This is a genomic window from Micromonospora sp. CA-263727, assembly GCF_050942455.1.
Taxonomy (GTDB): Bacteria; Actinomycetota; Actinomycetes; order Mycobacteriales; family Micromonosporaceae; genus Micromonospora.
The window spans coordinates 2,721,863-2,737,294 of the sequence record NZ_CP192031.1 but is presented as its reverse complement, the minus strand read 5'-3'; the positions used below and the strand labels follow the sequence as shown (position 1 = coordinate 2,737,294).

Below are 15,432 nucleotides of genomic sequence, written 5' to 3'. Positions count from 1 at the left end.
ACGTCGGCAACTGCCAACGAAACGGTCCGGCCAGGTGAAACCCCGAACCGAACCACACACACCTGGATTTCGGCGAAGGGTGATTATCACCAGGCCAGACAATTGGCGTTACGAATGCGTTAACAATGGACTGGCCGCGGTGTGCGCATTCGCGTGATCGGCGACCAGGAACTACGCAGGTCAATTGGCCGGAGCACGATCCCGCGAGCGGACAAACCGGGCAGTTTAGGCCACCTCCCACCGCGCACGTGGGCCATCGACGGTACGCCGTCCGACGCGCCCCGTATCGCATTGATCAACTTCGTTGACATACCGGCAGGCCGATACTATCGACAACGGCCACGGCCGCCGTGTGGCATACCTCACAGTGCTAACTGCCGGGTGCGGAACGTGTCAAGGGATTGAGGCCAACGGGAGTTAAGCGGCTTGTCGTTGTGGCTCGGGTTTGTTGATCCAGACCTGTTCGGGCAGGTCGAGGATCTTGGGTAGGAGCCGGGTCGTGCCGAACCGTTCCGGATGCGCGGCCCGCGCGGTGGCGAGGGTGTTCTCGCGGCCAGCGCGAACGCGGTGATGGCGGCCCTGGTGGACCTCGGCCGGGGTATGCAAGCCGATCCCGGCGTGTCGGTGGGCATGGTTGTACCAGGTCACGAAGTCGGTCATGAACGCCCGCGCCTGGGTGAGGGACGCGAACCGGTCCGGGAAGACCGGCGCGTACTTCAACGTCTTGAACCAGGCCTCGCTGTACGGATTGTCATTGGACACCTTCGGCCGGGAGTGCGAGCGGGCCACCTGCAGGTCTTCGAGCAGGTCAGCGACCGACTTCGAGGTCATCGAGGTGCCCCGGTCGGCATGGACCACGTGCGGGACGCCATGGGTGTCGAACACGTCCCGGATCATCGCCTCGGCCAGGGGCCCGGACTCACGGGCGTGCACCCGCGCCCCGACGATGTACCGGGAGTAGATGTCGATCTTCACGTAGGCGTCGAAGTACGAGCCCTTGACCGGCCCGGCGAGTTTCGTGATGTCCCAGGTGTAGACCTGCCCCGGCCGGTCGGCGACCAGTTCGGGACGCCGCCTGGCGGGGTGCCGGGCCTGCCGGCGACGCTCACGGACCTGCTCGTGTTCGCGCAGGAGCCGGTACATGGTGGCGATCGAGCCCACGTAGACGCCCTGGTCCAGCAGCGCCGCGTAGACCTGCGCCGGAGCGGCGTCGACGAACTCCGGGCTGTTCAACAACCGCAGCACCTGCCCCCGTTCGAGTGGGGACAGCGCGTTCGCCGGCGTCTGCCGGACCGGCCGCGACGGTGTCGGCCGGCGCCGGTCCCGGTCGGCGGTGGACCGGGCGATCCCGGTCATCGCCGCCGCGGCCCGGGTCGTGGTGCCGGTGCTGGTCAGCTCCCGGTAAGCGGCCATCAGCGCTTCCCGAGCCCGAACACGTCCGGATCGTCCGGCTCGCTCCTGGAGATGTCCTCCAAGAGCTCTCGCGCCTTTCCCATGATCGTCAACGCCGTCTCGGTCCGCGCCAACTTCGCCTGCGTACGCTCCAACTCCCGCCGCAGCCGAACGATCTCCGCCTGCTCCGCCGACGGCCGTCCGACCGTCTCACCAGCCGGTTTGCCCTGCAACAGACCCGCGTCACGGGCCCGACGCCACTCCGACATCAACGACGAGTACAAGCCCTCCCGCCGCAGGAACGCCCCGCCCTCACCGGCCGCGACGGCCTGCTCATACCCGGCCAGCAGTTCCAGCTTCTGCCCCGGGGTGAACGACCGGCGGGCACGCGGCCCGTCCGCACGCGGACCCTTCTTACGACTCATGACCCCATCCTGGGCCGTCACGACGTCAACAGCAGTATTCAACGACTCTCGATCCTGAACTCGCCCTGTCCGGCGGACTTGCTATGAACCGCTGGCCTCAACTCACCCTGACAGACAGGGGGTGATGGCGCCAGAAGGGGTCTGTAAGAACAACGGTGTAACTCCTGACAAGCGAGGAGACACCTCTGATGACGGTCATCACGGACACAGCGGATACTTCCGCAGTGCCTGAGAACGAGACGACGAAGCGGTCCCGGAAGCCGGCCTCGGCGGCGGGTGTGGACCCGGCCCTGGTCAACCAACTGGTCACCCAGGCCCGCGAGCAGGGCCTGCAACTGTCCGGTGAGGGCGGACTGCTGCAGCAGCTGACGAAGATCGTGCTGGAGTCCGCCCTGGAAGGCGAGATCACCGACCACCTCGGCTACGACCGGCACGACCCGGCCGGCGACGGCAACTCCCGCAACGGCACCCGGACGAAGACCGTGCTGACCGATGTCGGACCCGTGCAGGTCAACGTGCCCCGGGACCGGGCGGGTTCGTTCGAGCCGACGATCGTGCGTAAGCGCCAACGCCGCCTGTCCGGTGTGGAGGACCTGGTGCTGTCGCTGTCGGCGAAGGGTCTGACCACCGGTGAGATCAGCGCTCACCTCGCCGAGGTGTACGGGGCGGACGTGTCCCGCCAGACGATCTCCACGATCACCGACAAGGTCCTCGACGGGATGGCCGAGTGGCAGAACCGGCCGCTCGACCCCGTCTATCCGGTGATCTTCCTGGACGCGATCCACGTCAAGATCAGGGCTCTGTCGCTGGTTGTGTGAAGGGATCAGTGTGCGAGGAGGACGCGTTTGCGCAGCAGATCGAGGCCAGCGCGGCCGAACATCTGCCGTTTGATCATCTTGAGGCGGTTGATGTTGCCTTCGACCGCGCCGGAGCTGTGCGGCAGGGTCAGGCCGTTGCGGACGGCGTCGAAGTCGCGGCGCAGGTTGCGGGCGAACCCGGCCAGCGGTGTGAGAGTGTCGACTTCAACCGCGGTGATCCACACCTCCAGGCGGTCGCCGTGGCGGCCGGTCATCATGACCGCGAAGTCTCGCACGTGCTTGACCAGCCGGTTGATGTCCCGATCTCGGCTGCGCAGCTCGTGAAGCTTGGTCGCGTCACGGGCGTCGAGATGGTCAGGGTGAGTCATGATCCACGAGGTGACTTGACGCACCGATGGCGGTTTCGGGCCGGGGTGCGGGGCGTGGCCGAGTCCTTTGCGGAAGCGGCGTAGGTAACGCTGGACGGCCAGTTCTCCGCCGGGATAGCCCTGCTGTTTGATCTCTCGGAACAGCTGCGTGGCGTTGCGTTCTCCTTCGTTCCAGCGCTGGTGCAGGTGGGCGACGTAGTCGTCGACCAAGTGCGCGCGTTGCTCGGTGACGGCGGTCAACTCGGTGAAGCTGGCGGCGTTCAGGTATTTGCGGACTGTGGCCTGGTGCAGGCCGAGCTTGCGGCCGATCGCGGACTTGTTCAGTCCTTGGGCAGCCAGTTGGTGAACGGCGGTGTGGTGTTCGCGCAGGCGGGTCACGATCTTCTTTTCGGGTAGCGGCTGCACCTCGGCGGGCATGGTGTCGTCCGCTGGCGGGGGTGCCGGAGCGACGAGTCGGGACCGATAGGCGTTGACGGTCTTCTCGACCGCTTGACCCAGGTTCTGCCAGAGATGGAACCGGTCCGCGACCTGAACCGCCTGTGGGGCTCCGGAGCGGGCGCCTTCGCCATATCCGCCGGCCCGGTCCCGGCAGAGTACTTCGATCTCGGGGTGCTGCCGCAGCCACTCGGCGAGGCCGTCACCGTCGCGGCCGTCGAACATGTCGACCGGGCGGTGGCTGTCCATGTCGATCAGCACAGTGCCGTAATGACGACCTCGGCGGAACGCGAAGTCGTCGACGCCGAGGACGGTGATCGGCGTCTTCGGCGGGTCCGGAAGCGCCTTCACCAGCCGCAACAACGTGTCGCGACCGGCAGCGACCCCGATCACCGACGACAACCGGGAACCGGCCCGCCCGGCCAACGCCAGACCTAGCTGCGTCAACACGCCCCGCAGCCCCGGCGTCAATCGCGCATGCGGACTGGTCAACCCCTCGATCTGCTCGACGAACGTCCGCGCCGGGCAGATGGTGTTGTCACACCGAAACCGCCGGACCCACACCTCCAGCAGCAACCCCGTCCCGGCGACCGCGACGTCCCGCAACCGGCGCTGATACCGGCCATGAACCCTGGCTGACCGCTGCTGACACCGACCACACCGCGCGGTCTCCGCCCGGACCCGCGCGGACAGCACCACGACGCCGTCACGCTGCTCAACCGTCTCGATGAACAGAAGCGAGAGATGCGGCAGTAACCGCTCCACAAACGAACACACCGGACATGATCAACGAAAGCACTGAGTTGGCGACGGATCATTCCACATCACAAGATCAGCGACAGAGCCAAGATCAGGGACGGCAAGGTCGCGAACCGGCCGATCTACGTCGCGCTCGCGGTGACCGTCGACGGCCACCGCGACGTCCTCGGACTGTGGGCCGGTGACGGCGGTGAGGGCGCCAAGTTCTGGCTCCAGGTACTCACCGAGCTGCGTAACCGTGGTGTCGAGGACGTGTGCATGGTGGTGTGTGACGGGTTGAAGGGCCTGCCCGAGGCGATCGGGCAGACCTGGCCCCTGGCGGTGACCCAGACGTGTGTCGTGCACCTGCTGCGGGCGTCGTTCCGATACGCGGCCCGTCAGCACTGGGACGCGATCGCGAAGGCGTTGCGGCCGGTCTACACCGCGGCGACCGAGCAGGCCGCGCAGCAGCGGTTCCTGGAGTTCGCCGAGGTGTGGGGCGACCGGTACCCGGCGATCGTCAGGCTGTGGACCAACTCGTGGGCGGAGTTCGCGCCGTTCCTGGCCTTCGACGCCGAGATCCGCACGATCGTGTGTTCCACCAACGCGATCGAGAGCGTCAATGCCCGCATCCGCAAGGCGGTCCGCGCCCGTGGCCACTTCCCGAACGAACAGGCAGCGCTCAAGTGCGTGTACCTGGCGGTGATGTCCCTGGACCCCACCGGCACCGGACGCAAACGCTGGGCCATCCGCTGGAAGGCGGCCCTGAACGCCTTCGAGATCGCCTTCGACGGCCGACTCCGTACCGGGCGTAAGTAGCTATTTCACCTCAGTTACACCGAAAACTTGACAGACCCTCCCCCGGGCGGCCCGGCTCTGTCTCATACCGATCTCTCTCTCAACCCGACCGAAGGCGTCTGGCCAATCCTCAGAACGCGGCCTGGCCAACCTCGCCGCGACCGGCGTGGACCACCTCGCAGACGGAGGGCGGCTGGCGTATGACTTCATCGCGACGGTCACGCTGACCGGGATACGGGTATACGTGCTGATGGGGATCGAGCAACCCAGCTCTCGGATCCGGAGTGCTACCACTACGCGGCCACCCCGCGAGTGGCGCAGGACAGCCGGAACCTTCGTGATGGACCTCGATGATGCTGGTTGCCGCGCCAAGCACCCCATCGCAACCGGAACGGACTCGCATCCGTTTTGCCCGGAATTAGTCCGTCGTTAAGAGGTCCAATGACGATCACGACGCCGCCGATGCGGTCCGCCCACCAGGCGATTTTCAGCGAAGGCAACCAAGACCGGCTCGCTAAACCACCCGAGTTAAGGGTTCCAGCACCGCCCCACACGCCAGCCCATCGATGCAGAGAAACGAGCCGAGGGCTTCCACAAGTCGCTGACCTGCGGAAACCCTCTCGCTGTCGGGACGGCCGGATTCGAACCGACGACCCCTTGACCCCCATAAACTAGCAGGTCTACCGGCGGCTGCCGGACGATACCGCCTCCTGCCGAATATGCAGGTCATCGGCCAGGCGGCGGTCCGAGGCAGGTCGGGCTCTACCGGGCCTTCCCGGGCCGTCCGTGAGACGGTTGTGAGATCTCGGGCGGCCCGGCTGCGGAGAGGCGCTGGAGAACGGCACCAGCGCCTCTCCTCCACCGAACGCTCGAGGCACAGACCTCTCAACAGCTTGTACGAGCTCCTCCCGCGCCCCGTGGGGTCTCCTCTGGAGTGAGGCTGAAGGGCCGCGCCGCAGCAGCGTCGGCGTCGTGCCGATGAGCGCGTTGCCGAGTCTGACGTGCGCGTCGAGGAAGGTGAGTGGCCCGCCCGTCTCAAGGGACTCAATCCAGAGCGACACCTTGGCCAGTTCGACGGCCATCGGGGTGAGGTCGGCGCTGTAGATGCAGCGGGAGACGACCCTGCGCAGCGCGTGGCGCACGGCGTCGACGGTGGGTTACCGCTTGCTTCGACCTCGTGTATGACGAGCGTCGCTTACTGGGATTGATGGCGCAAGGTGTTCGCCCACCAGCGCCTTGTCGATTCGCATCGGCGGGCGTCACCTGCAAATCCGCCGGTTGATCAAGCAGAAGCCAGCACGCCGACGAGGCTCGCCGGGATCAGTTGTTCGGCCCGGTCAACGTCCGCCACTGGGTGCTCGGTAATCACATCGAGCAGGTCGGCGACGTGCACGCCAAGGTCGGCATCGACCATGCTGTCCTTCGCCCGGCTGACGGCCGTCTCCACCTGACCGGCCAGCCACGCGCCGAGCTTGCGGTGCACGATGTGCAGGGTCCGCAGCGCCCATGCGACCCGTTCGGCCTCCGCAAGCAGCGCGTCGTCGTTGACGGCGCGGGCGAAGCGGGCTATGTCTGCACTGTCGGCGGGGCCGTCGACGGTGCCGCGCATCCAGTGCCCGACCGCGCCGGCGGTCGTGAGCGTCGTGCCGGTCATCCGATCCAGAATCTGCTGCTGCGTCAGGCCGCTGTCGCGGGCCGCCGCAGCGCGGGCGTGCCAGAAGTCGACCAGCATGCGCAGTGCCGCGTACTCGGTTCGCTCGGACAGCTTCTCCGTCAATGCCACCCGCAGGTATGTGCGGGCGGCTCTGTCGACGAGCAGCAGCACGTCGCCGCTCTGCAGCGCCTTCGCTGCGACCCGGGACAGGGTTGGGCCGCGGCGACGGGTCACGAGCTCGTTCGGCGGCAGCCACAACACCCGGGCACCGTTCGGGTCGTCTAGGTGCACTGCGATCGCCGGCACGTCGCTGTCGGTGCTGGTTGGCTCGCGGACCGGCAGGGTGCCCAGGTCGTCCTCGGCGGCAGCCATCACCGCACGCAGCACCCCGGTCACATGGACGGCGAACGGGTCCCACGCGGAGTGCGTGCCTCTCAACACAACACCCCAGGTCACAGCCCCGCAGACCCCAGAATCAGCCAACCGTGAGCCAAGTCGGGTCACAGCTGCGGTGGGCGTGTCGAGAAATGCCCGGACGGCGGCTGCCTGCGAAGGCTCGAGCCCATCGGCGAGACTCTCAAGCAAGGTGCGGGCGCCCCCTCCCCCTCCTCATCGGCCAAACGGGGGGGTGCCTCGACCGGGTAGACCTCGGACTGACCGCTGTTTCGACGTCTCATCTCCGGCTCAAATGACCGGCACGAATAGACCGCCGCTGCATGCGGACAACCCGCCAGGCCCGCAGGCTTCGACGCACCATGCAAGCTCCACAAGTATCGTCACCGGAGGAATCATGGAGCTGCAGCACACGGCAGGGTCCATCGGCCGACTACCGCTTGAAAGCAAGCGGCCCGATCCGTCGGGACGTCTGCGCCGATCCACTTCGCAGCCGCAGCTGTCCGGCGGTGCCGTGCCCGGACGCGACGACTGCGGTCAGGGATGCGCAGCATGAATCTGGTCTGGCACGCTGCGAGAAGCGGCCGTGGCGTCGTGGTCCTTCTGCACGGTGCGATGGCCAGAGCGGCGACATGGTGGCGGATCGGACCGGCCCTCAGCGTGGCTGGCTGGCACACTGAAGCAGTCGACCTGCCCGGCCATGGAGAGGCGCCGCCGTTGTCGGGCGCCTTCAGCCTCGAAAGCTTCGCCCAGCAGACGGCCGAACGTATGCCACCACGTACTGACCTGCTGATCGGGCATAGTCTCGGTGCCATCGTGGCGTTGACGCTGGCCGCGCGACCGGGTTTCGCCCGCGCGGTCGTGCTGGAGGATCCACCCGGCAGCGAGCCTGACGGGTTTCCCGCTATGGCTGCCGGTATCCGGGCGGATGCCGACTTGGCCGCCCGTGATCGCCGCGCGTTGCTCAGGCGCACGAGGACGACCAATCCCGACTGGGCGGAACAGGATGTCCAGCACGCCATCGACGGCATCGTCGAGGCCGACGCCGACGGGTTCATCGAAGCCCTTGCCACCCGGCCGACATGGCACCTGCCGAGCATGGTCGCATCGGTCGGGCTGCCGGTGTGCGTGCTGGCTCCGCCTAACGGTGCGCTGGTCAAAGAACGCCGCGCGCTTCGTGGGCTCGTTCCGGGTGAGCATTTCGTAGTTCTGGACGGCGGACACTGCCTGCACCGCTCTCGGCCCGACCAATGGTTGGAGTCGGTCCGACGATTCGCTGACGCAGTTCTGCCGCCCACGACGATACGATGACACTCCGGGAACCTAGCCTCGTCTCGAGTATGGAGTTGCCGATGGGCCGTCCTGAGCGTCTACTGTTTCCCGAACTGAACCCACTGCACGCGTTCGCTCTTTCGCTCCGGGAGTTACGCAAGCGCGCGGGCAATCCGAAGTACAGTGCCATGGCGCGGGGCACCGGACGCTCCAGTACCGCATTGTCCGAGGCTGCCGGTGGCGACAAGCTTCCGACGTGGGACACGGTCATCGCCTATGTCTCCTTCTGCAACGAAGACCCCGATTCGTATCTCATGGCCTGGGAAAGGGTCCGCGATCATCGGCGCTCGCGTCAGGACGACACCTCACAACCAGATCCGGTGTCCAAGCCTGAGGCACCGCCGATGTTGTCGAACCTGCCCCGCCATCCCGCACGCGTCTTTCTCGGTCGCGACGACGCTTTGGTCAGGGTGGACGAGTTGCTCGGATCGGCGGGGCACGGCATTGTCATCGGGCCGGTTCTACACGGCCTCGGTGGGATCGGCAAGACCGAGCTGGCGATCCAGTACGCCCATCGCCACCGACGGCGGTTCAACCCAATCTGGTGGATCAGCGCCGATACGCAGGAGAACGTCAGCGCAGGCCTCGCGGCGTTGACCCGGAACATCGAGCCACGCTGGCCAGTCTCGGCCAGCGTGGTCGACACTGCAGCATGGGCACAGCGCTGGTTGGCAGCCCACACGGGCTGGCTGCTCATCCTCGACAACGTCGTCGACCCGAAGGTCATCGAGCCGATCTTGGCGATGCCCGCGTCAGGACTGGTCATCGCCACCAGCCGGCGCTACCTGGATTGGCAGGCTCTGGGTCTGGCTCCCATGCTCATACCCCAGCTGAGCGTCGACACCAGCGTCGACCTGCTGGCTCGGCGATCCGGTCGCCACGAGGAGTCGACGGAGTTGCACGCCTTGGCGGAGGAGTTCAGCGGCCTGCCTCTGGCGCTCAACCACGCCGCGGCGTATCTGGTCGAGCGGCCGTACGTGTCGCTGGCTCAGTACCGTGCCTGGCTGAGCGAGCAGCCGTCGCACGTCCTCGGTACGCGCGCACTCGCCCACCCCAGCGACGCCCTGGTGGCGCGCACCTGGCAGGTGTCCGTTGACGCCGTTGACGCCGTCGACCCGCTGGCCACGAAGATCCTCAACGTGATGGCCTACCTCGGCCCGGACCGCATCCCCGTCGGCCTGTTCTCACCCTTGGCCCGCCCCTTGGCCGTCGAAGACGCCACGGCTCTGCTCACCTCCTACAGCCTGGTGTCACGATCCGAGCGCCACACGTCCGTGCATCGACTGGTCCAGACGGTGATCCGCAGCGCGCATGCCGACGCCTCGGCACTGGCGACCGCGATCGATCTGCTGTATCACGCGCTACCCGTCGACGATCCCGAGACCGCCGTCGCCGACTGGCCGCGCTGGGCCGAACTCGCCCCGCATGTGGCTGCCATCGCCGAGCGGCTCGGCGACGAGCGGCCCTCGCCGCTGACCGTCGAATGCATCAACACGGCGGGCGAGGTCCTTCTGCGGACCGCGTTCTACCACCGCGGCCAAGGCCGGTACGCCGCCTCCGTCGCGCTGTACGAGCGGTCGATGCACGTCCGCGGGGAGGCACTGGGTGCCGATCACGCGGACACGCTCGCGTCCCGGTACGGGCTCGCTGGAGGGTACTGGTCAACGGGGCGGTTCGAGCAGGCATTGGAGCTGGCGACCGCCACCCTTGCCGCACGGCGGGCGACGCTCGGCGATGACCATCCCGACACGCTGCAGAACGCGAGCAACGTCGCGGTCGGGCTTCGGGAGATCGGCCTTCTCTACGAGGCCACCGAGCTGACTCGGTCAACCTTGGCGGCGTCGGAGAAGGTGCTCGGCCCTGATCACCCCGACACTCTGCGTGCCCGCAACAACCTCGCCGGCTGCTATCGAGCGGCTGGCCGGCACGAGGAGTCAATCGCGCTGCACGCCGAGACTTTACTGGCTCGTCGACGGGCGCTTGGGGAGATGCATCCGGACACGTTGCAGTCGCGGCACAACCTGGCTGGTGGCCACGAGGCGCTGGGACGGCTCGATGAGGCCGTGGCCGGGCTCGAGTACACCTTGGCGAGCCGTTTGCAGCTGCTCGGATCGACCCACCCGGACACTTGCCACACCCGGTTCATCCTGGCCCGGGTGTGCCAAGCGGCTGGTCGGCACGCCCAGGCGGTGATGCTGCTGGAGGAGACGGTCGCTGCCCGGCGCTGGCTGCTCGGCCCTGATCACCCGGACACCCGCGCGGCCGAGGTGAGCTTGGCTGAGACCAGGTTGACGGCCCAGCCAGACGCCCGGATCTAGGACTGGATGCGCGCGAGCCGTTCGGGTGTGGGCCACCGCACCTCGTACACCAGCCGTAGGCGTTCCAGCACCCAGATGACCCGTCCGGCGATGTCGATCTGGCCGCGTCGCACCCCGTGGCGAGCACAGCTGGGATCGGCGTGGTGCAGGTTGTGCCACGAGTCCCCCATGCTGACGATGGCCAGCGGCGCGAAGTTGGCCGCGCGGTCGCGGGCGCGAAACGGGCGCTGCCCCACCAGGTGGCAGATGGAGTTGACCGACCAGCTCACGTGGTGGACGAGTCCCACCCGGACCACTCCGGCCCAGAAGAGCGCTGACAGCGCGCCTCGCCAGGTGCCGGTCGCCAGGCCGCCGACGACGGCGGGGGCAAGGAAGCCCGCTGCCGCGATCGGTGTGAACAGCCGGTGGATGGCACGTATGTCCCGGTCGGCCAGTAGGTCGGGTACGAATCGTCGCTGGTTGGTCAGCTCGCGACGGAACAGCCATCCCATGTGTGCGTGCCAGAATCCGCGGATCAGGGCAAATGGGGAGGTTCCGAACTGCCACGGCGAGTGCGGATCTCCCTCAGTGTCGGCGTAGGCGTGGTGGCGGCGATGCGTGGCGACCCAGTGAAGGATCGGGCCCTGAACGGCGAGGCTGCCGAGTATGGCCAGGGTGATGCGCATGGCGCGGTGGGCCTTGAATGACCGGTGGGTGAAGTACCGGTGGAAGCCCACGGTCACGCCGAGCATCGCGATCGTGTAGGACACGACGGTCAGGCCGACGTCGAGCCACGTCATGCCCCAGCCCCATGCGATCGGCACGGCGGCGGCCAGGGCGATCAGCGGCACGATCGCGATGACGTAGACCGAGATGTGGGCGGGAAGGATGCGGCTGCCGTCCATCATCGGCTGGGCAGCGTTTGCGGTATGTTGCACCGAATCTCCTAGGTTCACTGTGATTTGGCGTCAGCGGTGAGGTCGGGCGTGTCGGACACGGCTGCGGTCTCGTCGGCGGGCCACCGGGCGGCGGGAGCGTTCGAGCGCGCGCGTAGCGTGTCGCGGACGTTGTCGATGTCGGCTGGCGTGGTCCGTGATGCGCGGTAATACATCCAGGCGGTGGGGATGAAGAACACCTGGAACAGCGCCAGTCCGACGGCGTAGTTCAGCGGTGCGGGCATGGCTCGGGTCAGGGCGGCGAACACGACGCCCACAATGCCGTTGCCAGCGGCGCGGCCGATGCCGTTGGCGAGGTTGCCGGCGCTGTAGACGGTGCCGCGATGCTCGGGAAGGTTGACGTCGGCGATCATCGCGAACCAGTTCGGCGCGTTGGCTGAGGTCAGCGCAAGCGCCAGCAGGGCACATACGAAACTGATGGCGACGGTCGGCTCGCTGAGCACGGAGCCGAGCACGCTGGCCGCGATGGCGCCGGCTTCGGCCCCGGGCGGGATGGACAGGCGGACCGGCGTGAAGAACAGCAGCACGTAGAACGGTATGCCTGCGGTGATCCCGGCTGCCGCGACGAGGGCTCTGCCGCGGGGTGTCCGGAGCTGGACGCGGTCACCAACCAGGCCGCCGATAATCGAGAACAGGCCTCCGAGTTGGAACAGCGTGGCGAAGACTGCGCCGACCACGATTGCCGTCTGCTGAGGGTAGCCCTGGGCTTCGGCTTTGGCCTGGAACAGGCGGGGCAGCCACACCAGCGATCCGAAGGTAAGTTGTGCGGTGACCCCCTGGAGGACGAGCCAGACGTTGCTGCGGCGGGCGATCAGCACGGCGAGGTCCTGCCGGCTGATTCGGTGGTGGTAGTCGTGGCCGGCTGCGAACATGTTGGCGAGATCGGGTTCGCTCTGGCCACGGCGTACGTTGTAGGTCGGCAGGAAAAGGAGGACAGCCAGGAGGCCGACGACGGCCAGTACCCGGAACGGCCGGTGCCAGTCCGTGGCGCCGAGTATGCCCCCGACCAGGGTTCCGGCAAGAGTTCCGATGCCCTGCGACAGGCCGAACAGGCTCATCGCCAGACCGCGTCGGCGCGGGGAGACCAGGTCGCTGACGACGGAGAATCCCACGGATCCGACCGCGCCCAGGCCTATGGCGCCCAGTAGTTGAGCGGCGATGAACGTGCCTAGGTCGTCGGCCAGCGCGGTGCTGGCCGACGCGGCCGTCCACAGCAGCGTGCCCGTGATGAGCAGCAGTTTGCGGTTGGCGCGGTCGCCGACGTATGCCCAGGCCACTGCGGCCGCGGCAGAAATGAGGATGTTCGCGGCCGTCACGAGGCCGATCGCGCTTTCGGTTGTCTGCAGGGCCGCGCTGATCGGGGTATACAGCGGTGGTGCCAGGCCGATCGCGACATTGTCCAGGGAGACGAGCAGGACGAAGGCCACGACAGTGTATGTCCGCCGGATTCCGGCCCAGCGGTTGTGCCGGTCGAGCCAAACGTTAGCCATGTCAACTACCTGTCCTTAGCTAGCCATGTCGACTGATGTACGACTGCGTTGCTATGAGATGCGGTGATTCCGTCTACCGTGTTCGAGCAGCTGACGTGAGGGGCCGATGCCGTACCGTGACGAGGGTGCGCGAAACGGTTGAGGCCGGGCCTGCTGAGCGACGCCTCTGCGGAACATGCGTCACCAGGAGACGTGGTTGGACTCCACTCCGCCCCCGGTCACCCAATGGTCAGGACCGTCTGCGGAGTAGCACAGCGTGGTATCCGACGCGCGGCCGTCACCGCCGATGACGAACGTCTGATTCCAGAACCCACCGGGGTCGACCGAATCTCGGCATGTCACTGTGACGCTGGAACCTGGGCTGAATCCCTGCAGGGTTACCGAGTACCAGTAGCCCGACGTCGCGGCGCCTCCCCGCGTCAGTGAGATCGTGGCCGGTTGCACCGGCGGTGGCGCTGCACCGGGCACGGTGCGCGCCACTGTCGGCGACGGATCACTGGACACCCCGAAGCGGTCCACGACCACGGCCGAGAACCGGTGTGGCCCCGGGCTCAGACCCGTGAACTGCTTCGACACCGACGTCCCGCATTGCGCCGTGAACGCCTCTCGGCCGTCGATGAAGAAGCGGCAGGTTACCGGATCCTGGCCGGCCTGCCAGCCGACCCGAAACGACACCCCCACATGCCCAGGCCCACTGACCACCGCCTCGAAGTTGCTGATCGTCGGCCTGACGACCGGCGCTGCGGTCGGGGCGAGCCCCCAGTCGAGCTGGTTGTCCAGAATCTGCGCGAGCATCTCCCCTTCGGCGTTGTAACCCTGCTGCCGGGGGTGGAAGGAGCCGTTGCGGGTCAGGCCGTTGATCCAGGAGTCGATGGCGCACTGATTGTGACGCTGACCCCGCGACGGTTCGAACAGTCGGCTGTCGTCACGACCGATGCCCCAGCTACCACCGGAGTTCACGTCGAGAAACGCCAGCCGCACCCCGTTGGGGGCTCGGGAGTTGACCTGGCTGACCGCATGGCCAATGGTGGCGTTGAGATGACCCGCAAGGCCACGGATCTGCAGGGCGTCGGCCCTGCCGATGCCGAAACACTGATCGACCGTCTGGGCGAGGCCTGTCCATCGGTCGGGTTCCTCCACCAGCGCCGGGTAGCCCAGCACCACGATGTTGCCGCCCCGGTTGACGACATCGTTGGCTATGCGGGTGAGGAACCCCTGGTACCGGCTACCGATCTTGTCGTCGATGCGCTTGCGCAGGTCGGCGTCGCGCGGACACAGGTGACCCGGATCCGAGGGCTCCCATGCCACCAGCTCGGCGGCGAGCCCGGTGTAACGTCGCCCGGCGCATTGCGTTAGCACGTCTGAAAAACGGACGTCGTTGCCGCCGAAACTCAGCGTCACCAGGTCGTAGCGGCCGTCCCCGGGCTTCCATTGAGGTCGGCGACTGCCCACCGCGTTGAAGAACTGTTCGATGGTCGCTCCGGAGCAGGCGGCCAGGTTCGCCTCACCGCCGGACACCGACAACTTGCTGAGCTGGCCGGCAGCGACCTGGCTGTAGGTCCGCGAGTCTCCCGTGGCCCGACGACAGTCGCCCGCGAGTTGTGGCAGGCCGTCGCCCGAGGAGAACGAGTCGCCAGCCGCCAACCACCGGATGCTGCGTGCCGCACTCGCTGACGCAGGCGGGGACGGCGACGTCGCGACCACCATCATGCACACCAGTACGCCGAGCGTGGTCGTCCAGCGACCCATGCTCATCGTCCGGCTCCCAACTGCGCCAGCCGACGTTCGAGCAGGTCGTCGATGCGACGCAGCTGCTCGGTGGAGGCGTCCGGACTGCAGCCACGCAGCCGCGCCAGCGCGCTGATCTCGTTGACGACCAGTTCGCTGAGCAGCGGATCGCCGATAGTGTCGGCGGCGCGGATGACCCGTTGCTCGAACGCGGCGTCGAGTTCCGCGATCGTCGCCCGGCACAACTCGACGGTGTAACCGCCGGCAAGCGACTCGCCGCGCCGGTGCAGCACCTGCACAGGTGAGTCCGCTGCCGTCACGACCGACGTCACGCCGGGCGCGACGTCCGGGGTCGGCGGCAGCGTCACGTTCGTGTGAGGGCCGTCGGCCTGCGGCCTTTGCTTCGTATGGGCGCATCCGGCGGCCGTCGCCAGCCACAACAGCAGCACGGCTCCGGCGCAGCGCAACAATCCCCCTGACCACGTCTTATGCCGTGCTTGCGGCCGGCCCGTTGCGCGCTCATCGCGCGTTCGGGCTCTTGATTCCGACATCAACGTCTCCTCGAAACATCAATCAGGACCTCATGAGCCTCGCCCCTCGCAGAGTTG

9 protein-coding genes and 2 pseudogenes are annotated in these 15,432 nt (G+C 67.3%); 4 read left to right on the top strand and 7 right to left on the bottom strand.

Going from position 1 to position 15,432, the window contains the following annotated elements; translation table 11 throughout:
• Positions 1-417: 417 nt before the first annotated feature.
• A protein-coding gene (locus ACQPYA_RS12325; protein ID WP_433532730.1) for an IS3 family transposase occupies positions 418-1,817 on the bottom strand; the annotation gives its coding sequence in 2 pieces (ribosomal slippage) (positions 418-1,484 and positions 1,484-1,817; 1,401 coding nt in all).
• 188 nt (positions 1,818-2,005) lie between these two features.
• Here ACQPYA_RS12325 and ACQPYA_RS12320 point away from each other — a divergent pair.
• Positions 2,006-2,614 (top strand): annotated as a pseudogene (locus tag ACQPYA_RS12320) (transposase); the annotation flags it as partial.
• A gap of 26 nt (positions 2,615-2,640) precedes the next feature.
• On the opposite strand, the gene ACQPYA_RS12315 reads toward ACQPYA_RS12320, so the two are convergent.
• The gene (locus ACQPYA_RS12315; protein WP_433533483.1) at positions 2,641-4,134 is read right to left on the bottom strand and encodes an ISL3 family transposase; all 1,494 of its coding nucleotides are present in this window, start codon (positions 4,132-4,134) and stop codon (positions 2,641-2,643) included.
• A 150-nt stretch (positions 4,135-4,284) separates the two neighbouring features.
• On the opposite strand from ACQPYA_RS12315, the pseudogene ACQPYA_RS12310 reads away from it, so the two are divergent.
• Positions 4,285-4,995 (top strand): annotated as a pseudogene (locus ACQPYA_RS12310) (IS256 family transposase); the annotation flags it as partial.
• Between the two features lie 1,261 nt (positions 4,996-6,256).
• On the opposite strand, the gene ACQPYA_RS12305 reads toward ACQPYA_RS12310, so the two are convergent.
• Positions 6,257-7,066: a hypothetical protein gene (locus tag ACQPYA_RS12305; RefSeq protein ID WP_433532729.1), complete on the bottom strand. Its 810-nt coding sequence runs from the start codon at positions 7,064-7,066 to the stop codon at positions 6,257-6,259.
• 507 nt (positions 7,067-7,573) lie between these two features.
• Between ACQPYA_RS12305 and ACQPYA_RS12300 the strand changes: the two genes are divergently transcribed.
• Both ACQPYA_RS12300 and fxsT read left to right on the top strand, forming a co-directional pair.
• Entirely contained in the window at positions 7,574-8,332 is a 759-nt protein-coding gene (locus ACQPYA_RS12300) for an alpha/beta fold hydrolase (protein ID WP_433532728.1), read from the top strand.
• Between the two features lie 29 nt (positions 8,333-8,361).
• Complete coding sequence (gene fxsT, locus ACQPYA_RS12295) at positions 8,362-10,671, top strand: FxSxx-COOH system tetratricopeptide repeat protein (RefSeq protein ID WP_433532727.1); 2,310 nt, start codon at positions 8,362-8,364, stop codon at positions 10,669-10,671.
• On the opposite strand, the gene ACQPYA_RS12290 is transcribed toward fxsT, so the two are convergent.
• From ACQPYA_RS12290 to ACQPYA_RS12275, 4 genes are all read right to left on the bottom strand, one after another.
• A complete protein-coding gene (locus ACQPYA_RS12290; protein ID WP_433532726.1) occupies positions 10,668-11,588 on the bottom strand; it encodes an acyl-CoA desaturase in 921 nt (306 codons plus the stop codon). The two genes, fxsT and ACQPYA_RS12290, sit on opposite strands and share 4 nt — an antisense overlap.
• Before the next feature lie 14 nt (positions 11,589-11,602).
• Positions 11,603-13,096: an MFS transporter gene (locus tag ACQPYA_RS12285; RefSeq protein WP_433532725.1), complete on the bottom strand. Its 1,494-nt coding sequence runs from the start codon at positions 13,094-13,096 to the stop codon at positions 11,603-11,605.
• 180 nt (positions 13,097-13,276) lie between these two features.
• On the bottom strand, positions 13,277-14,851 hold the full coding sequence (locus ACQPYA_RS12280) for a GDSL-type esterase/lipase family protein (RefSeq protein ID WP_433532724.1): 1,575 nt from the start codon (positions 14,849-14,851) through the stop codon (positions 13,277-13,279).
• Complete coding sequence (locus ACQPYA_RS12275; protein ID WP_433532723.1) at positions 14,848-15,273, bottom strand: hypothetical protein; 426 nt, start codon at positions 15,271-15,273, stop codon at positions 14,848-14,850. The genes ACQPYA_RS12280 and ACQPYA_RS12275 overlap by 4 nt, the downstream gene beginning before the upstream one ends.
• Positions 15,274-15,432 lie beyond the last annotated feature (159 nt).